Source organism: Acinetobacter sp. X9 (genome assembly GCF_054889255.1).
Map to the genome: position 1 here is coordinate 2737877 of NZ_CM142679.1, position 24484 is coordinate 2762360.

22 protein-coding genes and 1 other RNA gene are annotated in these 24484 nt (G+C 38.4%); 10 read left to right on the forward strand and 13 right to left on the reverse strand.

Annotated features, from left to right (window positions below; all coding sequences use genetic code 11):
- Positions 1 to 32: 32 nt before the first annotated feature.
- The 5 genes from ACYU0V_RS12985 to ACYU0V_RS13005 all read right to left on the reverse strand — a co-directional run bounded on the left by ACYU0V_RS12985 (position 33) and on the right by ACYU0V_RS13005 (position 4980).
- The gene (locus ACYU0V_RS12985) at positions 33 to 284 is read right to left on the reverse strand and encodes a hypothetical protein (protein ID WP_002117665.1); all 252 of its coding nucleotides are present in this window, start codon (positions 282 to 284) and stop codon (positions 33 to 35) included.
- Positions 285 to 491: 207 nt separating this feature from the next.
- Positions 492 to 1724 carry an FAD-dependent monooxygenase gene (locus ACYU0V_RS12990; RefSeq protein WP_461847762.1) on the reverse strand — a complete coding sequence of 411 codons (1233 nt, stop codon included), beginning with the start codon at positions 1722 to 1724 and terminating at the stop codon, positions 492 to 494.
- Positions 1721 to 2929, reverse strand: coding sequence for a 2-octaprenyl-6-methoxyphenyl hydroxylase (ubiH, locus tag ACYU0V_RS12995; protein WP_461847764.1), 1209 nt, complete (start codon positions 2927 to 2929; stop codon positions 1721 to 1723). The genes ACYU0V_RS12990 and ubiH overlap by 4 nt, the downstream gene beginning before the upstream one ends.
- A 31-nt stretch (positions 2930 to 2960) precedes the next feature.
- Positions 2961 to 4283: a Xaa-Pro aminopeptidase gene (gene pepP, locus ACYU0V_RS13000; protein WP_461847766.1), complete on the reverse strand. Its 1323-nt coding sequence runs from the start codon at positions 4281 to 4283 to the stop codon at positions 2961 to 2963.
- Positions 4284 to 4350: 67 nt separating this feature from the next.
- Positions 4351 to 4980, reverse strand: a complete 630-nt coding sequence (locus ACYU0V_RS13005) for a UPF0149 family protein (protein WP_130173730.1) — start codon at positions 4978 to 4980, stop codon at positions 4351 to 4353.
- Between the two features lie 64 nt (positions 4981 to 5044).
- Between ACYU0V_RS13005 and ACYU0V_RS13010 the strand changes: the two genes are divergently transcribed.
- The 10 genes from ACYU0V_RS13010 to ACYU0V_RS13055 all read left to right on the forward strand — a co-directional run bounded on the left by ACYU0V_RS13010 (position 5045) and on the right by ACYU0V_RS13055 (position 14127).
- Positions 5045 to 5605: a hypothetical protein gene (locus tag ACYU0V_RS13010; protein ID WP_002117619.1), complete on the forward strand. Its 561-nt coding sequence runs from the start codon at positions 5045 to 5047 to the stop codon at positions 5603 to 5605.
- Positions 5602 to 5886: a cell division protein ZapA gene (locus ACYU0V_RS13015; RefSeq protein WP_005070547.1), complete on the forward strand. Its 285-nt coding sequence runs from the start codon at positions 5602 to 5604 to the stop codon at positions 5884 to 5886. Before ACYU0V_RS13010 ends, ACYU0V_RS13015 begins: the two co-directional genes overlap by 4 nt.
- Before the next feature lie 192 nt (positions 5887 to 6078).
- Positions 6079 to 6263: non-coding RNA, 6S RNA (gene ssrS, locus ACYU0V_RS13020), on the forward strand.
- Positions 6264 to 6412: 149 nt separating this feature from the next.
- On the forward strand, positions 6413 to 7765 hold the full coding sequence (locus tag ACYU0V_RS13025) for a tyrosine-type recombinase/integrase (protein ID WP_461847768.1): 1353 nt from the start codon (positions 6413 to 6415) through the stop codon (positions 7763 to 7765).
- Positions 7766 to 8039: 274 nt separating this feature from the next.
- Positions 8040 to 8885 carry a hypothetical protein gene (locus tag ACYU0V_RS13030; RefSeq protein WP_461847770.1) on the forward strand — a complete coding sequence of 282 codons (846 nt, stop codon included), beginning with the start codon at positions 8040 to 8042 and terminating at the stop codon, positions 8883 to 8885.
- A 17-nt stretch (positions 8886 to 8902) separates the two neighbouring features.
- Positions 8903 to 9541 carry an SOS response-associated peptidase gene (locus ACYU0V_RS13035; protein WP_461847772.1) on the forward strand — a complete coding sequence of 213 codons (639 nt, stop codon included), beginning with the start codon at positions 8903 to 8905 and terminating at the stop codon, positions 9539 to 9541.
- Positions 9542 to 10399: 858 nt separating this feature from the next.
- Positions 10400 to 10900 carry a LexA family protein gene (locus ACYU0V_RS13040; protein WP_461847773.1) on the forward strand — a complete coding sequence of 167 codons (501 nt, stop codon included), beginning with the start codon at positions 10400 to 10402 and terminating at the stop codon, positions 10898 to 10900.
- Positions 10897 to 12192 carry a Y-family DNA polymerase gene (locus tag ACYU0V_RS13045; RefSeq protein WP_461847775.1) on the forward strand — a complete coding sequence of 432 codons (1296 nt, stop codon included), beginning with the start codon at positions 10897 to 10899 and terminating at the stop codon, positions 12190 to 12192. The genes ACYU0V_RS13040 and ACYU0V_RS13045 overlap by 4 nt, the downstream gene beginning before the upstream one ends.
- A 167-nt stretch (positions 12193 to 12359) precedes the next feature.
- Entirely contained in the window at positions 12360 to 13598 is a 1239-nt protein-coding gene (locus tag ACYU0V_RS13050; RefSeq protein WP_461847777.1) for an AAA family ATPase, read from the forward strand.
- A 4-nt stretch (positions 13599 to 13602) separates the two neighbouring features.
- A complete protein-coding gene (locus tag ACYU0V_RS13055) occupies positions 13603 to 14127 on the forward strand; it encodes a hypothetical protein (RefSeq protein WP_461847779.1) in 525 nt (174 codons plus the stop codon).
- Between the two features lie 147 nt (positions 14128 to 14274).
- Here ACYU0V_RS13055 and ACYU0V_RS13060 read toward each other — a convergent pair whose 3' ends face one another.
- From ACYU0V_RS13060 to ACYU0V_RS13095, 8 genes are all read right to left on the reverse strand, one after another.
- The gene (locus ACYU0V_RS13060) at positions 14275 to 14817 is read right to left on the reverse strand and encodes a glycoside hydrolase family 108 protein (RefSeq protein ID WP_461847781.1); all 543 of its coding nucleotides are present in this window, start codon (positions 14815 to 14817) and stop codon (positions 14275 to 14277) included.
- A 2-nt stretch (positions 14818 to 14819) separates the two neighbouring features.
- Complete coding sequence (locus tag ACYU0V_RS13065; RefSeq protein WP_000830091.1) at positions 14820 to 15203, reverse strand: hypothetical protein; 384 nt, start codon at positions 15201 to 15203, stop codon at positions 14820 to 14822.
- 63 nt (positions 15204 to 15266) lie between these two features.
- Positions 15267 to 17756, reverse strand: coding sequence for a phage tail protein (locus tag ACYU0V_RS13070; RefSeq protein ID WP_461847783.1), 2490 nt, complete (start codon positions 17754 to 17756; stop codon positions 15267 to 15269).
- Positions 17756 to 18181: a C40 family peptidase gene (locus tag ACYU0V_RS13075; protein ID WP_461847785.1), complete on the reverse strand. Its 426-nt coding sequence runs from the start codon at positions 18179 to 18181 to the stop codon at positions 17756 to 17758. Before ACYU0V_RS13075 ends, ACYU0V_RS13070 begins: the two co-directional genes overlap by 1 nt.
- Complete coding sequence (locus ACYU0V_RS13080) at positions 18178 to 19833, reverse strand: pyocin knob domain-containing protein (protein WP_461847786.1); 1656 nt, start codon at positions 19831 to 19833, stop codon at positions 18178 to 18180. Before ACYU0V_RS13080 ends, ACYU0V_RS13075 begins: the two co-directional genes overlap by 4 nt.
- A 56-nt stretch (positions 19834 to 19889) precedes the next feature.
- Positions 19890 to 20747, reverse strand: coding sequence for a DUF2163 domain-containing protein (locus ACYU0V_RS13085; protein WP_461847787.1), 858 nt, complete (start codon positions 20745 to 20747; stop codon positions 19890 to 19892).
- Positions 20744 to 21397, reverse strand: a complete 654-nt coding sequence (locus ACYU0V_RS13090) for a DUF2460 domain-containing protein (RefSeq protein WP_461847788.1) — start codon at positions 21395 to 21397, stop codon at positions 20744 to 20746. Before ACYU0V_RS13090 ends, ACYU0V_RS13085 begins: the two co-directional genes overlap by 4 nt.
- A gap of 10 nt (positions 21398 to 21407) precedes the next feature.
- Entirely contained in the window at positions 21408 to 24446 is a 3039-nt protein-coding gene (locus ACYU0V_RS13095; RefSeq protein ID WP_461847790.1) for a phage tail protein, read from the reverse strand.
- Between the last annotated feature and the right edge of the window lie 38 nt (positions 24447 to 24484).

The window sequence follows — 24484 nt, forward strand, 5'->3', positions numbered from 1 at the left end:
AAAAAGCATCACTCATGTGATGCTTTTTAGGATTAATGGTCGCTATGTTCATCTGGAGGAACTTCAGTAATTCTCCCCCCTCGAGCTAAAAATGCGGCAACTTCATCTTCTAGCGCTTGGCGCTGTTTTTGCTTAGCAGTCACAGTCAGTGTTTCTGCCTCAGCAATATCAGTATCATTAATACTGCTTGCTTCTTCATCAGCTGCACCGCTTTCAGCTGCCTTCGCTTCATCTTCATCTACAGCAGAATCTTCTGCATCTTCATAATCATTGATATCTGACATTTTTCACTCCCCAGAATGATTTCTATTGCATCATCGCTATGGTCCTAAGACCTCAGAAATTTAGCAATCTCTTTGCATTTAGCAAAGAGCCAAATTGGTCAAATGTGTATCTTTTTCAACCCAATTGGTAATGATATATAAATGATTGTTTAAAAAATATCTACTGATATTTATTTAGACCAGTAGAGCATAAACTTCGTAATTATTTTAACGACTATACTGGGTGTTTTGTAAAGACCCTAAACCGTTTGCTTGTTGCATAAAACGCTCTTTTAAGAAGGAAATTTGTTCAACTTGCTTGAGTCCCACATTCCGAGCCCAGATAAATGGAAATAGCTCACTACTTTCCAACCATCCAATTGCTGACATGCTATGCATCATTGCGTCATTTTCGCCTTTACGACGATGCTCATAACGCAACAATGTCTGTTCATTTGCCCATACGCCACGCGCTAAGTCATGTAGTAATGCATCACAGAGTACAGCTGCATCTAAACAACCAATATTTACGCCTTGTCCAGCAAGTGGATGGATAACATGTGCTGCATCCCCAATTAAAGCTAAACCAGCTTTCACATACTGTTTTGCAGCGCGCGCTTTGAGCGGGAATTGTGCTCTTGAACGTACATCTAATACTTCACCCAATATATGTTGGCTTTCTCGGGTTAAAAGCTGCATAAACTCATGATCAGTTAAAGCAGAATATTCATCGGCATAATCATCAGGCAGTGTCCAGACAATTGACTGCCAGTAGCCATTTTCAGTTTCTTCAAGACTAGCCATCGGTAAATAGGCTAAAGGCCCTGTAGGTAAGAAAATTTGACGAGCAACATGATTGTGGGGTTTAGATGTTTTAATGGCACAACTAATCGCTGCTTGCTTGTAATCTAAGACATCTAGGTCAATAAAGGCCTGTTCTCGTACAAATGAATTGGCACCATCTGCCCCAATCAGCAGTTTTGTTTTAAGTGTCGTACCATCTGCCAATTGAATATGCCAACACCCAACGCCCTGCTCAATGCGAGTCACGCGAACTTGAGTGCGATAATCTGTTAACTGCTCAAGCATTTTTTGTTGAATAGCAACATTCAATACACTTGGCTCAACCATAGAACCTAAGGACCGTTCTGGCATTGGTCTTTGTACAGACTCATGGCCGAAATTAATTTCACCATAGCCATTCAGATTCCACACTTGCATGCCTGTATATGGCATTTGACGTGCTAGATCATCCCAAACATTGACAGTTTTAAGTAAATGAATGGTCGCTTGGCTCAGTGCTAAAACACGCGGGTTCATCACACTTAGTGTTTTTTCAACATCCAGTATAGGAGCAGCATCAAGCACAGTAGGCTGTACACCACCTTGCGCAAGTAATAAAGCTGTTAAACCACCAACCAGTCCACCACCAACAATGACAACATCTAACACTTCACTCATGCTTTTAGCCCCATTGCATAGTTCGCTACCAGTGGTTTAACACCTGGAATGACATCAAATGCAATTAATCCCGTATTACGAATTAATTTTAATAATGGATTTTGATTACTAAAACCACGAACCACGGTGTCACAAAACTTAATGACTCGTTGTTGATCTGACAAACGAGCTTGTTCATAAGCCAGTAAATTATCTGGGTTACCGATATCGTCAGAAGCGGTTAGCTGGTTCACTAAATACCGTACTAAAACATCCGCATCGCGTAGACATAGGTTAAAACCCTGTCCTGCAACAGGATGGATTGTATGCGCCGCATTACCCATTAAAATAACGCGTCCGACAGCTTGTTTATGTGCGAGCACTTGTGAAAGCGGATAACTAAAGCGTTTGCCGGTTTTTTCAAATTTACCAGCTCGGTCACCGTAAGTTTGTTGTAACGCACTTAAGAAATGCTGATCATTTTCATCTCCTAACCACTCACTTTCAGTGCCTTTTTTAACAGGCCATACAACCGAACGGCGATATTCACCCGGTAAAGGTAACAACGCTAAAGGACCTAATGCACTAAAACGCTCAAAACCTACTTGCTCATGGGGTTTTGAAGTCTGAACGGTAGTGACAATTGCAACCTGATCATAATCATGAACATCAACACCGACGCCAATTGCCTGACGACAGAAAGAGTCACGTCCATCTGCGGCGATTAATAGTTTTGAGTCAAGTTTTAAAACCTCATCACCACGCTTGGCCTCAATATGTACTTGCTCAGCATCTTGAGTTAAAGCAGTCACTTGAACGCCATCAATCAACTCAATCAAAGGTTGCTGACGTACTTGAGTCAATAAAACACGACCCAGCCAAGCATTTTCAATCACCTGCCCAAAGCTTTCTACTTTTTCTTGTTCCGCAATTAATCGTGCCTTACCAAAACTGCCTTGTTCAGTAATGTGAACTTGTAAAATTGGAGTAGCGTGCTGCTGTAATGCATCCCATAACCCCAGCTTCTGATAGATCTGGACGCTACGACGCGATAAAGCCGTATTACGCGCATCAAAACTGGAATGATAAGGGGCAACATTTTGATCATCATAGTTTGGGTATTTCACAGCTTCTAACAGCTTTACTGCAATATTAGCCTTCGCCAGCATGAGTGAAAGGCTAAGCCCAACCATTCCCCCACCTACAATAATCACTTGTTGTTGCATCGAGTTGTGCTCCTTTGGCGAATACGTTTAATTATGATTTAGCTTGCGCCATTAAATGTTCAATATCTGCAATAGTTTTAACTACATCAGCAGTTAAAACTCGTGGTCCTTTCGAGGTTGCGACCACATCATCTTCAATACGAATACCAATACCACGCCATTTTTTATCTACAGTTTCATCGTCTGGTGCAATGTATAGGCCGGGTTCAACGGTAACGACCATACCTTCTTCATATTGACGCCAGTCTTCACCTTTTTTGTAAGACCCGACATCATGTACATCCATTCCTAACCAATGGCCTGTACCATGCATATAAAATTGACGGTATGCTTCGTTTTCGATATGTTCGTTAACATCACCTTTGAGTAAGCCTAAAGCAACCAAGCCTTCAGTTAAAATTTTAACGGCTACTTCGTGAGGCTCACGGTACGAATTGCCAATGCGTACTGCATCAATTGCTGCATATTGAGAAGCCAATACCACTTCATATAATGCTTTTTGTTCAGCACTAAACTTACCATTGACCGGAAAAGTACGGGTAATATCTGAGGCATAGAACTCATATTCACATGCAGCATCAATTAAGACTAAATCACCGTCTTTAAGAGGTTGGTTATTTTCAACATAGTGCAAAATGCAGGCATTAGCCCCACCACCAACAATACTGTTATAAGACGGGACACAGCCGTTTTGCCCAAATATATAATTGAGCTCGGCTTCAAGCGCATATTCCATCATACCTGGACGCACCATTTGCATCGCGCGGGTATGTGCCTGAGCACTAATTTTTGAAGCGGTTTGCATCAGCTCAAGTTCTTGTGGTGACTTGATTAAACGCATTTCATCGACAATACGGTCGAGCTGTACCAGTTGAGCTGGAGCACCTTGATGTCGATGCTCAGCATCTGCTTTTTTAATCCACTGGCTCACTCGTGCATCAAACGCAGCATTTTGCCCAATCCGATAATAAAGGCGTTCTTTATTTAATAACTTTTCAATAATTTCTTCATCAAGCAGATCAATTGCATAGGCTTCATCTGCATCATAGTCTTCGATTGCACCGTCAATTCCGGCACGGTAACCATTCCAGATTTCCATCTCGCGGTTACGTTCACGGCAAAAAAGACTATAGCTATAGTCAGTTACATCCTCAAAAGTTTCAATAACTGCAACTGCCTCAGGCTCAGCAAAGCCCGTCAAATAGAAAAAACTACTATCGGCACGAAATTTATAATCCGCATCACGATTACGGTACATCTCCTCACGCGTTGCAATAATTGCAATACTGTTAGGACCCATTTTTTCTGCTAAACGGTCTCTACGATGTTGAAAATCAGCTTGAGGCAATTTCATAATGATCTACTTGATTTAGAATTTTAAAGTAAAAAAATAAAATACAACCAATAACACATCGCCTCAATTAGCTTGGACGATGTGGTGTGAACATTTCTACAATATTCTGATCTGTACCTAGAGCAGCATTTTTACTTTTTGCATGAAAGTTTTTCAATAAAGAACTTTCAGCTACAGTGATTTTTTTTCTACCAATCGACAAGCTTACAGGGATCAAGCGTACAAATTCATACAATTCTTCGTAGCTGCTTTCGCCTTCCTCATCATTGTCAGAATCTTCAAATTCTACTGCAGCAACATCTTGAAGGTGTTCAATCAATTCGCGCTCATCACCACGAACATGACCCGATGCCAAACCGAAACCTAATACAACACCCGCACACCAATCAGATAGTGCTTGCACACGCTCTTGAAGTAGATGTTCATCATCTGGAAGCATTGGTAAATAATCTAATTCATCTTCAGATAAAGCATGAACCACATCTTCTGCTTCGTCAGTCAAAAGCGCTAAAGCATCTTCACTTAACTCTGGCACATTAAGGGTTGTTAAAATTTGTGACCATTCTTCACGCGTAGGCGCTTCTGTCACACAAACAATACCTGTTAATAGACCATGTAACTCACTAGGGCTTGAAATTTCTTCAATTCCTTCAAAATGAGCGTTCCAATCTGTCCAGCCTGAAATATCGTCTTGCATTCGTTTATCCAATCTCTATACTTTGTATATATTACCTTTGATTGCAATTCTGTGCGACCTCGTTATGTTAGAACAATTACAGCGGCTACAAGCGCATATTAGCGTTTTAAAAACACGCTTACATCATTTAGAGAGTGAACATGCGGCACTCTCAGAAGCTAAAGAACTGGCTGAAACAGAGCATCACGCACAAGTTGTGCAAAAAAATAGTATTATCACTAAAAAACAAGAGGAAATTGAGTCGGTAACTGAGCAACTTTCTCAGCTAAAAGGCCAATTTCAACAATTGAATCAAGATGCTAACACACTTGCCGAACGTTATAGCCGATTAGAAAAAAGTACGACTGATTTAAAAAATCGCTTTCAAGAAATTCTTGCAGAACGAAATGAATTACGTGTTGCAAAAGAAAAGTTACAAGCCCATCAGCGTCAAACCCAACAAGAGCTGCATGATTTACAACAAGATCGTGACCGTTTGTTACAAAAAAATGAGCTTGCCAAATCAAAAGTTGAAGCCATTATTCAGCGTTTAGGAATTTTGGGCACTGCTCAAGACCAACACGCTCAAGAAATCCAGCAACTTGCCCATCCTAATGCTGAAACTGGTGAGGAGATCCAATCATGAGTGAACAAGTCATGGTAGAGCTTAGGCTGATTGAGCAGACTTTTAGACTTGCCACTACCTCAGATAAAAAAGATGAACTTGAACGCGCAGCACAACTTCTCAATGAGAAATTTAATGACATGCGCCGTAGTGCCCCACGTGTTGAGCACAACAAACTAGTCATTATGGTCGCTCTACAGTTAACTCAAGAAGTGCTGAGTCTTAATAAATCTTTGCAGGAATACACTCACTGTGAACGCCTACTACAAACAATTTTAGAAGATGTGGAACAGGTTATTTAACAAGCTTTGATTACCACAAAATGCCTTGCTCTATAAATCATAGGTGCAAGGCTTTTTTATTTTTGACTATTCATTACGGTTGAATATCGTTTTATCCACGTTCAATGTACAAAGCTTCATCAAACGCAAACTAAGTTTACAGTTCCATAGACTCAAGTGATTGCCAACATAGTCAGATCGGTTATACTTAAGCTATCTCTGGGATGTTCGCCAGCGGGTCTATTCCCCTGCCGATACTTAAACTTATGGATTGCGTTCTGTATATTTAGAGTGTATGCCTACCTTCGAGTAGGAAACCCAGCAAGTATACGTCGCGTCCACCTTGAACTCGTCGGGTTCAGGGTAACGACACATGCAGCGGCATCTTCGGAGCATTTATTTAATTATAAAAACAATAACTTACAACCAATAATGACAATTTAAAAACCTATTATTTTCTACCAAATTAATCAAAAATAGGCTTATAGTAGGCTCCAGAATTATTGTGGTATATTGCTGCGTATCGTTTCATGCTTTTTAAGTCACCATGACCCAAAGATATAAACTTACAAAAACATTTATCGACAACATCCCGCTCGAAGAAACGGGAACTAAATTTTATCGTGACTCAGTGACTATTGGTTTTGGTTTAATTGCAACAAAGTCGAAAACCTATTTTGTTGAAACGAGAATGCCTGATGGCCGAAACAAAAGGAAGTCCATTGGTAAACATGGTGTTTATACTCTTGAGCAAGCACGTACAGAAGCTAAAAAAATATTGTTAATGATGCACCAAGGCATTGATCCTGTTGCTCAAAAAAGACAATTAAAGAATGATTTTAAATCCGAAAAAGAAGCAAACGAATTAATCCCAACACTTGAACAAGCTTATGAAGTCTACAAAAGTAAAAAAAAGCTAAGTGCTAATACGATTGATGCTTATGACCGATGTGCCAATGATTATTTTAAAGATTGGAAAAACATCAAAATTACTGAAATTTCTCAGAGAATGACTTTAAACAAGCATATGGATTTATCTGAGCGAAGTTTAGCGCAAGCAAATCTTGCAATGAAGTTTTTATCAGCGGTCTACAACTTCCATGCCTCAATTCTATATAACGATAATGATGAAAAAATTATCACAGAAAAAAGCCCTGTTGGGGTTATTTATAAAGAGAAGAAATGGAACAAGATTAAACGCCGTAAGGGGTATATTCGAGCAGACCAGATACATGACTGGTCACTTGCTGTGTGTACAACTTGGTGGGCAGGCAACCAAAATTTAAATCATCGCGCGTACACAAATCAGGACTTCTTACTCCTATTGATCCTTACCGGATTCCGCAGAGAAGAAGGAGAAACACTGGAATGGGCAAATGTTGACTTAAAATATGGAACTTTAAAAATTCAGGACCCAAAAAATCATGAAGACCTTCTCCTGCCTATGGGAGAAATGCTTTGGTATATATTGGCAGAGCGAAAAAAACTTGCTGGCAATAATAAATACGTTTTCGCTGGTGATACGCTTGATTCACATATCGTTGATAAGCGTGAAGCCCGTTATACGATAACTGATGCAACTGGCATTGAATTTACATTTCATGACTTACGGAGAACCTTCGGAACAATCGCAAATAGTCTAGCAATTGGTAGCTACACTATTAAAAAACTCATTAATCACACAGTCAGTGATGATGATAATGATGTAACTGATGGGTATGTCCAAGTAACTTTTGACGATCTCCGTAAAGCTATGAATATGATTGAAAATGTTGTCTTATCTGACATTTCAAAAGCCTTGATCAAAAACAGAATCTACTTTGAACAAAAATCAATAAGGAATATGAAAGAAAGATGGATTGAGCATAACAATATTATTATAAGAAGATATTCTGAATAGTTGGGCTGGCTAACATGACTTTAAATATTAAATCACTTACTAAAAATTGAGAATTAGCTAATGAAAGATTGGGTTTATTTTTATATCGAGCACACAATTAAGTATGGTGAACCATTCTTTAAAGAGACTGGTTGGTCCTTAGGCTTGCAGAATAATTTTATAGTTATGAGTTTGATAAGAAGCTAAACAAAGAGAAATAACAGGGGGGTAGAGACAGTTGGGCATGCCTTACTTGATAGTTTCCCAATAAATTTTATAAAGAGAATTTAGCTTAATGAAAAAATTAAACTTTTTTAGAAAAAATCTTGGACCAAATGAATTGATGAGAACTATTTTTCTCAGTCTGATTTTTTATACTATCTTAGTATTGTTCGCAATTGGAATTGGTCTAATTCTTACTAAAACTTATGGAACAGAGTCTAAAGATGTTCCTTCTGTTATTTCAAATATGTTTGTTTGGTCAGCAACTCTAATAGCTCCCATCATTGCTATATTACTGCTCAACTCTTGGAGATTCCAAAAAAATTATGAAGCTAATTTTGAACTACTAAATACTGCTGAAGAAAATATTATTAGATTTAAAAATGAAATTGATCCAATTTGTAAAACTATAATAAAAATTTATGACTTATATCAAAATAATAATGAAGATTACTATTTAGCAAATTCTTTATACAAAGATACAATCAATGAAAAAAATCCATATCTTTTAGATTTTTATATAAATATTACTAGATACTTAAACTATAATGAAGATGAAGAACTAGCATCATTAATTAATGAGTTCTATGAAATCGCGAATAATATTCTTTATATAAATAAAGATATAATTAATGATCATTATTTTTCTATTTACAAGCTTTTAAGGAGAACTATGAATGAACCTAACGATACTGATTTGAAAGTTTCGATTATATTTACCCCAAAATTTAAAAGTGATATTAATAAACTCTACTCTATATTTTCATCACATTTTATAAATTGTACTTTTGTTGTAGAGCCTGATTCAAAAACAGGGTTTATGAAAAGAGAACGTAAAACCTACAATGAATATTATATATTAATGAATCTCTACTACACTAAAATTAATAATATGATTAAAAATAAAAATAGAGCTTAATGTATTGAGTTTAGAATATGTGCGCTAATTACGAACCAACTTCAAAAGACCGGGTACATCTACTAAATCTATTCGAACCTACTTTCGAATATAAAGCGGATGTATATCCGGGTTACGACTGCCCTCTTATATTTTCCAAAGATGGCCATATCGAATGGCGGCAAGTAAAGTTCGGTATGATTCCGCCGTGGAAAAATGATCTAAAATTCTCAAAGTATACTTATAACGCTAGAACTGAGACTGTAGATAAAAAGCCGAGCTTCCGACATGCATGGGCTAAAAGCCAATTTGCTTTAATCCCAGTCGAAAAAATTTATGAGCCTAGGTATGTGAATGGTAAAGCGGAAAGATGGGGAATTTATCGAGAGGATGGCTTACCTTTTACAGTAGCTGCTATTTATGATTCGACTGTGATTGATGGGCAGCAAGTAAGATCTATGTCAATGCTGACTATTAATGCAGATAATCACCCTTTCATGAGCCAGTTCCATAAACCAGAAGATGAGAAACGATCGATTATTGTAATCCCTGAGGAATATCGAGAAGATTGGTTAAATTGTAAAAAAGAAGATGCCGACCAATTTTTCTTTGAGATGCCCTTAGATGAATTTACATCAAATTATTTTCCAAAAGCTAACAAAAAACCGCCAACCTAAGTCAGCGGCTTTCATCAGTCTATCTTAAGTAGCAAGTTTATTAACGAATAATAAAATCAGCTACTTGGAGTAAGTCAGCGATAAAGCTTAATACTCGCAAGCAAACGACTAACACTTGGTTACCCATCGTCGCTCTCCTTAAAAGAGCATTGCCTTATGCCATGTTTTGCGCTTTAATAACGTTACTGCGTAGCGAAATTTATCGCCGTAGTCAGCGTCGCCTTAGCGCGTCGAAGACTAGAGTTAAATTTCATATCGCAATCTCCGTCGTTAAAGTCAGTAACGTAGTCAGCGTTACTAACTTCAGCGAACTGTGTTGTAAAGCAATGCAGCTAAGTTTCACTACCCTCAGTTGATATGTTCCTGCAAGAAGTAGTCAACTGAGGGTAGCTCCAATTCCTTCCCAAATTAATCAATAATAAATTACCGAGTTTGATGGCTTGGAATATAGAAGCATTGTGCCCTATGTGCTTAAGATATGGGATTTTTTCCAGTTGAGCAATCTTGACTTTATAGTAATTTTTTATCTGTTTGATATGTCGGTATATACCATAGCAAAACTCTGAAAAAACACGTTTAGATAACCTTGTGGATAAATATAAAATCAATAACTTAAGTATAACCAATTTTTGAAGTGTCTTATTTTGTTATAATTTCTTAGTACTTAAAATTAAATAAAGTCTAAATTTACAAAGTAATTTTATATTTTTCATCTGAATAAATTCCGACCAAATACACAATAATGTGCGACAAGTAATGACTACTCATTATTTATCCACAACTTTTTAAATTTGAAATTTAACTAAGCTCTAGCATATCATCTTGAATATGTTACAAATTCAAGTTAAGGGATATTCTATGAGCGAAATTGCACCATCCATCATCCAGATAAAACCGTACCTCACACAAGGTATTGTTTTATCTGAGGCCTTATCTATCAAGCAAGTTGTTCCAACAACACACATGCTTGTGCCTTATGCTTTAGAGAAGATCAACGCTGGCTTTCCATCCCCTGCCCAAGATTACATCGACAAAGCTCTCGATATGAATGAGCACTTAATAAAAAATGAAACTGCTACGTTTATTGTCAAAGTTGCTTCGCTCTCAATGCTAAATGCAGGTATAGATATTGACGACGAACTAATTGTCGATCGCAGCTTAGATGCTAAACATGGTGATATTGTTGTGGCACTAATCGATAATGATTTTACAGTTAAGCGTCTAATGATCGATGAAAAAGGCCAATGGCTCAAAGCCGAAAATCCTGAGTATAAAAATATTTATTTAATGGATGGCCAAGAATTAATTATCTGGGGCGTTGTCACCTGCATCATTAAAATGATAAGAAATAAGTCATGAAACATGAGAACAAAGTCTTTTTCTTAATTGACGTCAATAACATGTACGTCTCTTGTGAAAGAGTCTTTGCCCCAAGTTTAAACAACAAACCTGTGATTGTTCTCAGCAATAATGATGGGTGCGCCGTGGCGCGCAGCAACGAATCCAAAGCCCTAAATATAAAAATGGGTGTGCCGTTATTCCAAATTAAAGACATAGTCCAAAAACATAACGTAGTAGTGCTATCAAGCAACTATACAATGTATGCAGAAATGTCACGGCGCTTTCACAAGATTCTTGGTTCATACGTTACTGAAGAAGAAGTTGAACCTTATTCTATTGATGAGTGCTTTGTTGATTTTACAGCTTATGAAAAGAATTTTGATCTTGAAAAGGTCGGGCAACAAATGCGCCAGCAAATATGGAAATGGTTAGGATTGCCAGTATGCGTGGGAATCGGCAGAAGTAAAACTGAATCAAAGATAGCTAACCACATTGCTAAAAAGAATCCTGGCTTTAACAGCGTTTGTGATCTCGTTAATATGGATCCATGCAATAAAGAATATTACTTCTCACTTATCGATGTTTCAGAAGTTTGGGGCGTTGGTCGTAAGCATGCAAAGAAGTTGTATTCTATGGGAGTCAAAACAGTATTGGATCTAGCTTGTACAGAAGCACGCGAAATGCAACTACAGTTTTCTATAGTAATGGCTCGTACAATTAATGAACTACAAGGCATCTCATGTATTGAGATTGAAGACACCCCGCCATCAAAAAAACAAATTATTAAATCATGTTCTTTTGGAGCTAAAGTAACTGAGCTAGATGATCTGAAAGAAGCTATAGCAATGCATGCACAAGAAGCATGTAAGCGATTGCGTAATGAAGAATCACTATGTGGTTGTCTACTTGTATTTGTTCAATCAAGCCCCTTTGATGAAAGTGCACCATTTTATAATAAGTCTATTACTGGCGCATTTTCTGAACCCACAGATTGCGCAACAGATTTTGTAAGAGCAGCAGTAAAAATGGTGTCAGATATCTTTAAAGAAGGCATCAAGTATAAAAAATGCGGTGTCATATTAACAGGGTTAGAACCTAAGGCTGGCCATACCTATGACCTGCTCACAGACTTTGAAACTATAGAGAAGAAAGAAAAATTGATGAAAACACTGGATAACGTGCACACAAAATTCGGAAAGAAAATGCTCGGTGTTGGTCCATGTTATGTACCAGGTCGTAACTGGTCAATGTCGAGGGATAAACTCACCAAAAACCCATTTATGTGGGATCAGTTAACAATTGTTAAGTAATTTAAAGAAGAATATTAAATTCTTATAAACTTTTAATATCATGCTTTTAAGCTATTGATATATATACTTCTAAAAGATAAGAGTTTTTTGTGTGACAAAAGAAATATAAAACTTTCTCTATCTAGATAGTGTATAATTACAAATTCCAAAAAGTGGAATTTAAAAAAATGATCATCACTAAACTATATATTGATAACTGGTATAGCTTTGTTGATTGTGAACTTGATTTAACTTATTCAAGAAAAATTAATGATTCTACAATTCCATATGAGTATTTACCAAATTTTGAAAATATAAGATACAAACGAGTAGTAATTTTAACTGGAGCTAATGCAACGGGTAAGACATCTTTGGCTAAAATTTTAGTAGCTATTAGAAGTTTTATTAATAACAAAGAGGTTAACCACTTTTTTAAGGAAGGAATGCATCCAGATAAAAACGAGTTAGTTTTTAATATTGAATTTATTGATAAAGAGCCTTCAACAGAAACCACTGTAATAGGTGAGAATTACTATAGTTATATTCATTTTTTAAAAGTTAAAGTATTACTAAATGAAAGCAAAGAAAGATGTCGTTTTCATTTTACATATAAGGCCGTTGAAATAAAAAAAACTGACAATATACAGAAACTAAGAAGTTTATTAGAGCAATTAGATGAGAATTTTTCTTTAAAGGGTAGAGAATCATTTTACTTAAGTAATTATGATGAGGATTATTCTAGTGTTAGGTTCAAAGATGCATTATTTATCTTTAATAATTTAGAACTTAGTGTTGGATGGAATTTTCTTTACAATGACCTTTCTGATGACTCTAAGTTTAGATTTAACGAATCTCATAATAAAGAAATTTTAAGTGCTGTATTAAAGACTTTTGATCCAAGTATTGTTTCTGTAAATGAAGCTTTGGAAAAAGGCGAAAGTGAAACTAATGGTTTCTTTATTAATTTTTATAATAAAGATAAAGTTTATATAAGTAATGATGGGATAGTTTCTATGGACAAAAGACATCTACTCTCATTAGGTACTTATGAAGCTATAAAAATAGCTAGTTTAATCTCTAGTATAATCAGTACTAAAGGTCTAAATGGTTGTACATTTTTCTTGGACGAAGGCATGTCACATGTTCAGTCTGAAATTGAAAGGGCGATTATCGCTCTAATTATAGAAAAAATGAACAAATATAGTCAGTTTTTCTATACAACTCATAATTATGATATTTTAGATATGAATCTACCTATACATAGTTATCTTTTTATAAAGAGAGATCAAGATCATAACTCAATTTTTATTAAAGCTGAAAATCACTTTAATAAAAATGATCGATCAATTATTAATTATGTAAAAAATGACGTTTTATGTACTCTGCCGGATACATATTTAATAGATAAACTAATGATGGAAGATTAATATTATGAAAAACGATATTAATCTTTATTGGGTTGAGGGAGAGTGTGAAATGGCCTTTATAAAGTCATCTCCCTTGTTAGGAAGAGCTGAGAAAGTTGATTTATGTGAACTCCCTCTAAATAAATTAAAAACAAGAACTATTAGATTATCAGGCAATAAGAAAAAACTTTTCCTTCATATAGTCTTTGATACTGATGTGTTAAAAAATTGCCCTGCCAAGTTAAAAAATTTTCTTGAAAATTTAGCATATTTAGAAAGATCCGGCTTCAAGCTGGGACTTCTACAACAGGATGTTGACTTTGAAGATGAAATAATGAAGTGCAACAATTTAAGGTTTACTCGCTTTAAAGATTTATTCAACGTTAGAAATAAAACAGAATTTAAAAATAATATGTTGCGTGAACACTTAATGCATAAAAAGATTTTAGATAAAATACCCAATTTTAAACTTTGGGAAAGTGAGCTAATTTCTGCACTAAGCATACACATTGAAAAACAATCATCCTATCAAAAACAGCCAACAAAGTAAGCTAATGGCCCTCCTCAGAGGGCTTTTACACAAATACCTACACTCACATTGCTATTGATCGTATGAGCTGTGCAGCCTGATAATAGAATACACAGCACAGTAATAATCGAAGCAAATTTAGTACGCTTGCAATGGATGACTTTCATGCTAGCTGATCCGGTTAGCAATCCAGCCATAAAAGAATTGCTCTTGCGTGGGATTACGCTCACAGATTTCAATATAGCGCTGGCCTTGCATGATATTAAGTACTCGTACCAGGACTTTCTCTCCGTCTTTTCCACGTTTGGCCAAATATGTTTTTAGAGCTCCCAGTGTTGTAGATCCATAAACACCATCAACAACAAGATCTGGAAAACCAGTTTTACCTTGATTATTCAGTAAGTTCAAAGCACGTTGTAAAAGAGGCTTAGTAAAGCCGGTACCACAATTCACACCAGTATCTAAAAGTTCTTCAGCCACAGCAGAAGAAATAGAATTCACCTGGTCAAAACGTGGAGCTGTCCAATAGTCTTTACGGTAAATCGCTTTGGCCACATCAAGCGGTAAATCTTTCATGTTGCCCTTAAAGCCGTTAGTACGTGCTACTGCTTCAGTAATACCGTATTTTGTTGCGCCGCCTCGATCTGCTGGGTTATTCACGTACCCGCCTTCACGCTTAATCAAATCATCAAGATATTGTTCGATATTCATTTTTAATCACCTTTAACTTCTTTCTTTAACTCTTTAACAACTTCAACGATGTTTTTACCTTCTCGCTGATTTATAAAATTCGCCGTGATACGGACGATGAACCAGCCGGGCAATCCACATGCAAAGAAAAACCCGCCAAGCGCTAGAACACCCCAAACATTGTTTACCCATTCATGTAGACCAAATTTCATAATAAAAAATGATCCACCTGTAATGCTTGAAACCACGGTACAAATCAGTCCTACTGCCCACTCTTGCGGGTTCTTTGGCATACGTATCATCATCACTACAAGGGCAATAAGAGCCGTACTTAAAATGACAACTATCGCCATACCGTAAATTTTAAAAAATGCACTTGCGCCAGCAGTGCTAATAGGTTCAGCCATTCTAGGCTCCTTAAATTTTGGACAAAAAAAAGCACCCCTTTGGGTGCTATGAATTAATTTAAATTAACCTTCAGAAGTACTTTGAGTAATCTGATTTGTATAGTTCCAGACTGTGTTTTCCCATACATCACGTACAGCGACACGGATGTAATATGGGGTTGTTGGTTGTAACCCTCCAAAAGTAGTGGTTAAGTCTGTGCCGGTCCACGTAGGCGACATTTGTGTAGGATCAAAATTAGGAGTACTGCTTAGCCATACTGCATAATCTTTCAGGTCTGGTACTTCGCTCGGTACCCAATTCACTGTAATAGAATCTACCGTTGCAGCCGTATAAACATTTAAAAGTAATGGTGGTACCGGATTACTAATACTTAATTCAGCATAAGTGCTGATCTGGTCGCCGTTCTTACTTGCTACACGGATTGTATAAGCTCGGCCGATACCATCAGTTTTAGCCTCTTCAATTGAATAGCTGTAATCTGTATTTGTTGTATCAACTTCACGAATCATTGCCCCATTCGACCAGACTTGCACACGATAGCCATCTGCACCGGTTGAGCTTTGCCATTGAACTTTGAACGTGGTACCAACAAACGGCGATTGAAGTGATAAGCCCTTTACACCCGCAGGACGTCCACCCGACAAGGTATAGCTGTAAGCTGTTACTTCATCTAATGTTTGTTCTTTACGCTCAAGACCATTAAAGCTAGTGAACTTTAAGAAGATCTGTTTACCCACAAGACTTTCATTGTATGGGTATTCAAAGATAGCGCGATCAAGACGTACAAAAGGCTCACCAGCGTTATGAATCTGAGCATCGTCAAAACGTCCGCGCAGAACATCACTTAAGGTATAAAGACCAGATCCGTTTAATGTGGCCACCTGATAATTAAAATACTCGTCACCGACTTTACAAAGAGTTTGATCAGCTTGAGCATCTTGTAAGGTGCCGCTGAAGATTCGACTTGCTGTATTTAGCTCAACCTGTAAAGCGGTATCAACTGCATCAATGGCCGTTACAAGCTGCCCGTATCGTGCTGATCCGTAAATGGTACCAATCATTTCATAAGTCGTATTATCAAGACTGGCCCAAACGTTACAGCCTCCCCAATTGATTCCACCAGACACAGCAACCCAAACTTGATTTTTTCCATCTGTTAAATCTAACGGAGGCTCGAAAATAGCTGGAGCATTCACATTGCCTGGTTCTTCATTGCCGCCTTGATAACCATTAGAAGCTTGTGAATCATATTCAATAGCGGATCTTGAGCCTATGGCCAACTCTTCAGCTGTAACAGTTAAACGCCCCTCTTCATCTTCTTCGATCCGTTTAATACGTACAGGAAATTGATCTAAGCCCAATGCCTCATCAGTAATCGTGACAATATCCATTGGCTCTAGCCGGCAGTATTTCCAGCCTAAGGTAAACTCATATTCGTTACGAACATAAAGCAATCGTTGTAAGCGAAGCTGTGCAGCATGACGGGCTATTTTGGGCTCACAAAAGTAATGGCTTTCTACTGGATCCTCGGTCCTTAAACCGAACATCTCAATATTTGCTTGGTCCTTGGCCTCCGTCGTTTCTGTGTTGTACTGGTTGTAGCGATTGATGTATTCAATCTGCACATGATTATAAGCGTCAGTATCACGGCTACGGCGAACTCGCACCGGCTCATCATCGCTAATAAAATCATCATCAGTTAAGTGATAAACCGGTGTGAGATCTGGTGTAAACGTTACGCCATTACCAGTAATTGCTGAGTCACCAAAAGATCGGATCTTTAAACCATCTGGACTTGATACCACTGCACAATTTACTGCTTCAACAATCTCATTAATTGTTTCATATGCTGGACGTTGTTCTGTGAAAGCCGGACTAATTAAAAGATTGGCTGCACGGCAATATGTGCGGAACTCTTCTAAATCCGCCATGTTTAAATTAGGTGCTGCGCCGTGTCGAGGATGTGTAATAAAGTCTTCAATCACATCTGCAGGATTAGCATCATCAATAGTTTCTGACAATGTAATAGTACTGATCACTTCAAAGTTATGATTTGAAAGACTTGCGCTATTTCCCATCTCATAATTGGCACATGCCACATATCCGAGATAAGGATAGTTGATTGCCTGATCAGGATGTTTCGATACTAGCCAGCCCCACGGCGGGTTATTATTACCATCATATAATTCAAACTTTAGCTGGTCGATTGGATCTAACGTAATAGATCCTTCCTGCTTTGGTATGTACTGTTCTTTATCTACCCAAATCAGGCCAATCTTTTTAATCTGGTTCTCACATAGCCCAAGCATGAGAGACGCACTATAACTAAATGTAGTGTTACTAGTTTTAGTGCTCCCCCCTTTGCCGCCAGATTTCTCAACCGTAGTATGGGGTGTTGCTAGAAAATCTCCATACCAAAACATGTTGGCAGCTACGCGGGTTTTGCCATACACCAAAGGCTGACAAAGTCCGTAAGCTGATTGTTGAATCCGCATTGAGTTTATACGGGTATCAGTAGTACTAATCGTGGTACCGCCAAATAATCCACCCATTATTCTTTCAGCCTCTTCATACGAAAAAACCCGGCAATTCGCCGGGCTAAACTTCCTTTGGTTCCATCCTGAATAATGACTCCCTGATGGAGATAACTGTGAATGACCTGTGGCCATTCAATAACAATTGCACCATGACTGATGCACTTGCCAAATTGATATAAAACGATGTCACCCGGTTGCGGTGGTCCTTCTATCGGGTCACATACACCCAAGATAAGTTCTAAATAACGTTGCCCCATTTGGTGCAAGTGCCAATCAGGAGGATATGGCCGTGGGTCCAAATGATCCATGAGCCCTACTTTCTCGTAGACCTCACAAATCAATGTACCGCAGTCCACACCAACACCTTTAACACGACCTTGATGGTGATATGGAGTACCCAGCCATGTAAGCGCCTCTTGCACGGCTTCTAAATTTCTCATATAGCATCCACCTTGTATTTGGTAGTCCAGCTAAATTTTTTACCAGCTTCTAATACAACACCGGTCGTTGTACTTCCAATTGCCGATAAATAAATTTTGTTATAAGCAGCATCATTTGAAACATAACAGTCAGCACCAGCCAAAAAGCCGACCAAATCGCTAACCTCAATCGATCCGCTATATTTATCACCGCACACCAACACTGGTGAGTCGCTTTTAATTGGGGTATAGATTTTCTCGAAATCCGTAGTCGATACATCTCGCATTACAGAATCACGAATATCATATTTTGTAATTTGAACAGTTTCGTTAACTGATTTCCTTCTCATCGTGAGCATTGCAGCCCAAAAATGATCCACCTCTGTAGTTATTAACATCTCAACTTCTTGTTTCGCTAATAGCCACTTGTCTGTGACTTGCAACTTGGTTTTATGAAGTGCAATAGGTGTGGTTGTATTGAGACGATAAATATTGCTTGTTTGTTCAAGCCATATTTCTTTAGCTAACTGAGTGCCTGAAACAGTAAAATCTTGGGCTTTATACACTCCATCAACAACAAAAAAAGCATTCGTTAAAAGTTCATCACCATGTGTCCCGCCAACATGATCAGCCTGATATGCTTTCTCACGCATCGTAAATTCAACTTCACCCCATGTTGCGATTTCTTGCAACTCCGTAAAATTCGCACTAACTTCCAGAGCACGTTCTATACGCCACAAGTCAAGCTGAGAACGAGGGTTTGATATGTCAAATGGAATTATTTCATGCGGAATGTTGAAGCGAATTAAATTACCGTTTTTAGCTGGTAGAAATACGGACAAAGCAGTTGCTGTTTTTGTATATCGAAAACCATCAACTTTGGGCGCTTCTGAAACAATGTCAAAGAGAACTCCAGCACACTTCGCAAGTACACCTTGCGGTGTCATTTGAGCAATGGGCACTTGATAGATTTCTTCTTTAAAAGCGTCAGGACCGGTGTCAAAGTATTTACCAAGTTTTAAGCAAGATGCAATATTTGTAGAAGTAATATTGCCGTCAGCCGGTATATTGTTTAAATCAAGATATAGTGTTTCAAAAGCTGCCCCACTAAAAGTTACACTATAAGGTGCTATTGAAATTCTTAAATTACTACTATTTTTAGTGGATGCGATTAATGCGGTCGCCCAACTTAACACCCTAGTTGTTTTATCGTAGTTAACGGAGCCAAATGTCCCCGAAACTGTGAAATGAAGTGGTTTCTTAAACTGGTTTTCAATACGAGTAAGATTTGAATTGATCGTTGTTAGATCAGATTGCTCAACACCGACCGTAAAAGTCGTCCAATTTGCACCGTTATCAAAAGAGACTCTTGTAGCTAAAACACCTTTTGCTTGTACTGACTGAAATAATACTGCTGACTGCTTATAAACAATAACGACTGATTGGGTAGATTGTGCATGTACAGGATATCCCTTAGCAGCAGTAGCATTTGCACTAATCGTTTGAAAATAAGCACCTTGATTCACCAAAGAGTTTAAGTGCTGATCTGTTAATACAGTAGAATTAACGGCCTCGATTGGTGCAACATTTTCCAGAAACTGTTTCAACGCGGCCTTAAACTGAGCCTCCGTTACAGTTTCTCCAATGAGCTGATCACTAGATGGTAAAGACATTTTCTCACCCCATAAAAAAGCCCTGAAAATTCAGGGCTCGGGTTAACGTTGAAAAATTAGATTGATGTTTCGGGAACTGGCACAAATGGTGCACCACGGAAACGTGGGCGGTTATTAAAACGATTGATACATGTATCTAGCCGTTTATCACAACCCGGATAAACACGAATGGTTTCACCGATTTCAGGCATTTCTAAAAGTGGCAAAGTTAAAAGCAAAGATCCAGCTTCATGTAATCGAACTGTCCGCTTTATACCAATGTTGACCCCTTCTAAAAACTCTACAACGCCTTGGGTAAACCACCCTTGAGGCTGGCTTAAATTGCATAAGATCCGGTTAGGGGTACTATTTGCCCCAATAGTGGTATTGACTGAAAAGTTTGAACTGAGTAAGCCACAAGCGCTATCGAATAAAGTATTTAAGCATCCTGGTGTATACAAGTTTCTCGGCATCTGAAGCTTTAAGTTATCTACATCAGAAACCACGCTGGCATTAATTTCATAGCGATCAAGTTCAGGCTCAACGATACGACCTTCAAATAAAACTAGCGTGCCGGCACTGGTATCAGTTGGTGTACGCATATCCATAAATACACGTTCCAACTTAAACCGGGCGCCATCTAAAATGCCGTTATGGAAAGCTTGAGCTACAGGCACATCACCGAATTTAGTGTTTTCATTTGTCTCAATTGTGATGGATAAATTATCCACTTCAATGCCTAAAGAAAGGCTTGTGCCTTCTCGGCTGATGATTGGCCCATCAGCACGAAACTCTCTACCCTGTACAGTCAAATTAACGTCATAGCTTGTATAACAATACTCAATACCTTGTATGGTTGTGATGGTGTAGAGATCGGCCATAATGAACTGATCAGCATCTAACAAGGCTATTAACTGTGGTGATGCTTGTCTCATATCTTAGTTCCTAAAGATCCGATTAACTCAACCTTTCCAGCCTTCCAAAGCTTATGCATAAAGTTGACGTATTGTTGAGTGTCATCTTTAAAGCGGCATCGGTAGTAATAAGTACCCTTAATATTTAGCTCGATACCAGCTTCAATAGGTTGTGAAAGAATGTATTTACCATCAGCTGTAATTTGTGCTGTAGTTGTATTCCACATACGTTTAGATGTGTTTGCATCCCACATAGACTTAACAGGTGTTTGATTCCACATATTAGGATCGACTGCCTGCACAATTTGTTCCTCTGTATTTCCAAGAGGCAAAGGCGTGACATACATCATCTTGTAGAGTTGGTACGAAGTAGTTGTGCCATCTCCAACAAATGTACAATCAAACTGGTTATCGTCTGGCATCTTATAAAGAAATGAATCAAATGCCCCGCGGCGTTCTAAATAAAAGCCTTGGAGTTGCTGCAATTCTTTTCTCCCTTTACTTTCTCGCAAGAATGCGTAAGACAACGAGATTTCATATTTCGGTGCGGCCTGAAAGCTCGCACGGAGTTCTCGGCCATTAATTGAAGTCATGATCTTGGTATTAAACATGGGTGTAATTGAGGTATCCCATTCAAGACCGGGTAACTCTGGAAATAAAACGTTAGACACTTACACCCCCTTATTTACCATTCTTACCGAATCCACGAGCGTAACTATTCAAACCATTAGCGACCGCACGGCCATTTTTCTTTAACAAACGCTCAATACTTTTTGCATCAACTGCGTTGATATGAATACTCGGTCCAGCTCCTCCGCCTTCAGCAGCTGCAGCCGCTCCAAAACTTGCACCACTACGCATAGCTTTACCCATTTCACGAATAGTATTCGCATGTTGAGAAGGTAAAACCATTTCGTCTTCATGCAGCTGGGTAACTGGATTCACACCTGATGGAATGTCGTAACCGCCTCGAGCAGATTTGATCTTGCCAGCTAGACCAGCCACTAAACCGAATGCAGCAGCACCGGCACCAACGGCGAGAACTGGACCAATGTAAGGAATAGAAACCATGGCTTTAAATGCGCCCGCCATCGCCTCCCAAGCTGACATCATGATACCTTTGACAGCTTCAGCAGCTTTTAAACCTAAACGAGTTAAACCACCTGCAGCTGTAACACCGGTTCTTGTTGCTTCACCCGCGATTGTTGCTCCCGTTTGAGCCGCTTGGCCAGATGCTTCGGCCGCCGTTTCAGCACCAACGAAACCAAGCTTTCGAGCTAACTTAATCGCTTGGATTCTGAGCCACCCTTGTAGCTCTTTAGTAGCCGATTGCAATGCAAATGCACCCATGTCAGCTAATACTGCTTTTGTTGCGTTGCTCCAAGTCAAGGTGCCATTCATTAAAGATTGAATGCCTTGATCCCAAAGGTTAGAAAGTCGAGAAGTAAACCCACCAAACTTAGCCTCAAAGTCTTTCATTTCCGCATCACTGATTAAGCCCATAGACTTAGTGTCAGCAACTTTCTGATCTGTCTCTAAATCAGAAATATTGTTTGTAATTTGGTTTTGATTACCTTGCTTGCCAGTAATGCCAGATTGCTCGTTCTCAAGTGCTAAACGCTCTAAAAGACCTTGCCGTTTAATTTCACGTAATTGATCTTCGAGCTGCTTCTCTAATTGAACTTTGCGAACGTTTGAAATTTTCTTGGCATCATATTCAGCTTGGATCCGTGCAGCTTCGATTTCATAAAGGCGCTGTGCTTGCTGTTGATAATTGTCGATTTGTTCTTCACGAGCTTTTTTGTATTCCTCAAACTCTTTTAAACGGATAGCAATGATCTTGTCTGAAGCATCCTTTTCGGCTTTGACTTTTGCGGCGGCTTTTTCATCGGCAGTCATCTTAGATTTTTCAATCTCATCTAATGCCTTTTGTAGATCTAAAGCGACTTTCTTTTCTTCGGATGCATATTTATACCGAATATCAGCCAGCGCTTTAGCTGCCTGCTCTGCTTGTCGTTGACGCTCTTTAGCCTCTTGCTCAGCTTTAGATTTTGCCGACGATTTAGATTTTCCTTTATCATCCTTAACGCCAGTGCCAATACCCTTGTTTGTGCTTGGTGGTGCAGACCCTAAAGCTAATTTTGGTGGCTTAGGTGGGCCGAGTTGGGTAGTTGGATCCTTATATACATAATTAGTAATCTTTTGATTACCCGCTGTTGTTAAATCAAGGATCCGCTTACCTGCTGTGACAAGGGAATTGGCCGCCGTGGTTGCCCCATTATTCCAAGAGTTCTTCAGATCATTCATTCGACCTTTCATTTGGTTGGTATAACGTTCAGTAATACCACCAAGTTGAGATAACCCACCTTCCCAAGCAGCCTTGGCACCAGAAAAGTTAAAATGAAGAATGTTATTAACGACACTACCAAAAGTTTGAAACTTAACTTGAAGAACATCTAAACCGAATTGAATGGTATTGCGCACCATATCAAAGCCAGCCATTAGACCATTAAATGCAATAATAAGGGCTTGGCAAACTGTCACAACAATGGCGCGAATAATTGCAAATGCTGTTTGAACTCCAACTTGAAAACCAGTTACAACCACCCCAAGCGCACGTAAAGCTACAGAAATAGCATCCATAAAGCTTATCTGGGTATTTGCATCATCACCAATGTTTCCCGTTAAATCATTCCAGATTCCTGCAATAGTAGTGAACTGCTCACTGAGAATAGAAAAGAGGCTTTCAAAAATACCAATAATTGATTTAATTGAGTCATCAATAGCATCTTTTGAATCTACTGCAAATGTTAAAAATTGATTTGCTAACTCAGTCAATGACGGTGCTGCTTGGGCTGCAATACGTGTAAGCACCCCTTGTAAAGTTGTTTGTATCGTTTCAAGAGCAGAGTTAAATTCTTTAGTCGCAGCAATTGCATCTTCGCTCATGATTACGCCTAAATCATGTGCTTGCCTAGCGTACTCTTTTAATTTTTGACCATTATTATCCAATAATGGCGCTAATAAAGTCGCATCGTTTGCAATTGCTTCCATGTAGAAAGTCATTTCAGCTTGCGAAACATTAGCTTTTTGCAAAGTTTCGTAATACTTTCCGAGAATCTGAGGACTGGATAAGCCCTGAAACTCTTTAGCAGTAACATTAACTTTTGGGGCAATCTTTTCAAAAAAGTCGGCCATTTCTCCGCCGCCCGTTTGCATAAAATCACCAAACTTATCGTTTACATCCTTCATGATGTCCGAAAGTTTATCTTGCTCAACATTTACCTTTTTTGCCGCAAATGCCCACTCTTGAAATTCAGTGGTATTTGCATTTGCTAACCTTGATTGAATTTCTAATTCTTTAGATGCTTTACCAACTGCAGAAACTAGATCTGGTATTGCCGCCACGGCCTCTGCTGCACTTCTCGCTATTTCTTGACCTATCCCTAAAAAGAAACCACCTTTAACTAAAGATAAACCACTAGTAAGGGAACTTTTTATATCGTTCCCTACAGTTTTAAATCTGTCAGATAAACCTGTCGCAAAACCATTTAACTCTGATCTTAGATTTGATAGATCAAGTTTAAAATCGATATTATTTCCAGTACTTTCAATTTTCTTAGAAGCATCCGAAACAATTTTTTCAGCATCTTGCATCCCTTCCTTTAACTCGGAAGTTTTTGCACCGATATGCACCTCGACACGGTTATTATTTGCCATACACACCTCATAGGCATAAAAAAACCTTGCCGATGCAA

Bases quoted from the DNA above. Each gene is read 5' to 3' on its own strand.
- ACYU0V_RS12985 (WP_002117665.1), bottom strand. From the start codon at position 284: ATGTCAGATATCAATGATTATGAAGATGCAGAAGATTCTGCTGTAGAT.
- ACYU0V_RS12990 (WP_461847762.1), bottom strand. From the start codon at position 1,724: ATGAGTGAAGTGTTAGATGTTGTCATTGTTGGTGGTGGACTGGTTGGT.
- ubiH (WP_461847764.1), bottom strand. From the start codon at position 2,929: ATGCAACAACAAGTGATTATTGTAGGTGGGGGAATGGTTGGGCTTAGC.
- pepP (WP_461847766.1), bottom strand. From the start codon at position 4,283: ATGAAATTGCCTCAAGCTGATTTTCAACATCGTAGAGACCGTTTAGCA.
- ACYU0V_RS13005 (WP_130173730.1), bottom strand. From the start codon at position 4,980: ATGCAAGACGATATTTCAGGCTGGACAGATTGGAACGCTCATTTTGAA.
- ACYU0V_RS13010 (WP_002117619.1), top strand. From the start codon at position 5,045: ATGTTAGAACAATTACAGCGGCTACAAGCGCATATTAGCGTTTTAAAA.
- ACYU0V_RS13015 (WP_005070547.1), top strand. From the start codon at position 5,602: ATGAGTGAACAAGTCATGGTAGAGCTTAGGCTGATTGAGCAGACTTTT.
- ACYU0V_RS13025 (WP_461847768.1), top strand. From the start codon at position 6,413: ATGACCCAAAGATATAAACTTACAAAAACATTTATCGACAACATCCCG.
- ACYU0V_RS13030 (WP_461847770.1), top strand. From the start codon at position 8,040: ATGAAAAAATTAAACTTTTTTAGAAAAAATCTTGGACCAAATGAATTG.
- ACYU0V_RS13035 (WP_461847772.1), top strand. From the start codon at position 8,903: ATGTGCGCTAATTACGAACCAACTTCAAAAGACCGGGTACATCTACTA.
- ACYU0V_RS13040 (WP_461847773.1), top strand. From the start codon at position 10,400: ATGAGCGAAATTGCACCATCCATCATCCAGATAAAACCGTACCTCACA.
- ACYU0V_RS13045 (WP_461847775.1), top strand. From the start codon at position 10,897: ATGAAACATGAGAACAAAGTCTTTTTCTTAATTGACGTCAATAACATG.
- ACYU0V_RS13050 (WP_461847777.1), top strand. From the start codon at position 12,360: ATGATCATCACTAAACTATATATTGATAACTGGTATAGCTTTGTTGAT.
- ACYU0V_RS13055 (WP_461847779.1), top strand. From the start codon at position 13,603: ATGAAAAACGATATTAATCTTTATTGGGTTGAGGGAGAGTGTGAAATG.
- ACYU0V_RS13060 (WP_461847781.1), bottom strand. From the start codon at position 14,817: ATGAATATCGAACAATATCTTGATGATTTGATTAAGCGTGAAGGCGGG.
- ACYU0V_RS13065 (WP_000830091.1), bottom strand. From the start codon at position 15,203: ATGGCTGAACCTATTAGCACTGCTGGCGCAAGTGCATTTTTTAAAATT.
- ACYU0V_RS13070 (WP_461847783.1), bottom strand. From the start codon at position 17,756: ATGGGTGGATTATTTGGCGGTACCACGATTAGTACTACTGATACCCGT.
- ACYU0V_RS13075 (WP_461847785.1), bottom strand. From the start codon at position 18,181: ATGAGAAATTTAGAAGCCGTGCAAGAGGCGCTTACATGGCTGGGTACT.
- ACYU0V_RS13080 (WP_461847786.1), bottom strand. From the start codon at position 19,833: ATGTCTTTACCATCTAGTGATCAGCTCATTGGAGAAACTGTAACGGAG.
- ACYU0V_RS13085 (WP_461847787.1), bottom strand. From the start codon at position 20,747: ATGAGACAAGCATCACCACAGTTAATAGCCTTGTTAGATGCTGATCAG.
- ACYU0V_RS13095 (WP_461847790.1), bottom strand. From the start codon at position 24,446: ATGGCAAATAATAACCGTGTCGAGGTGCATATCGGTGCAAAAACTTCC.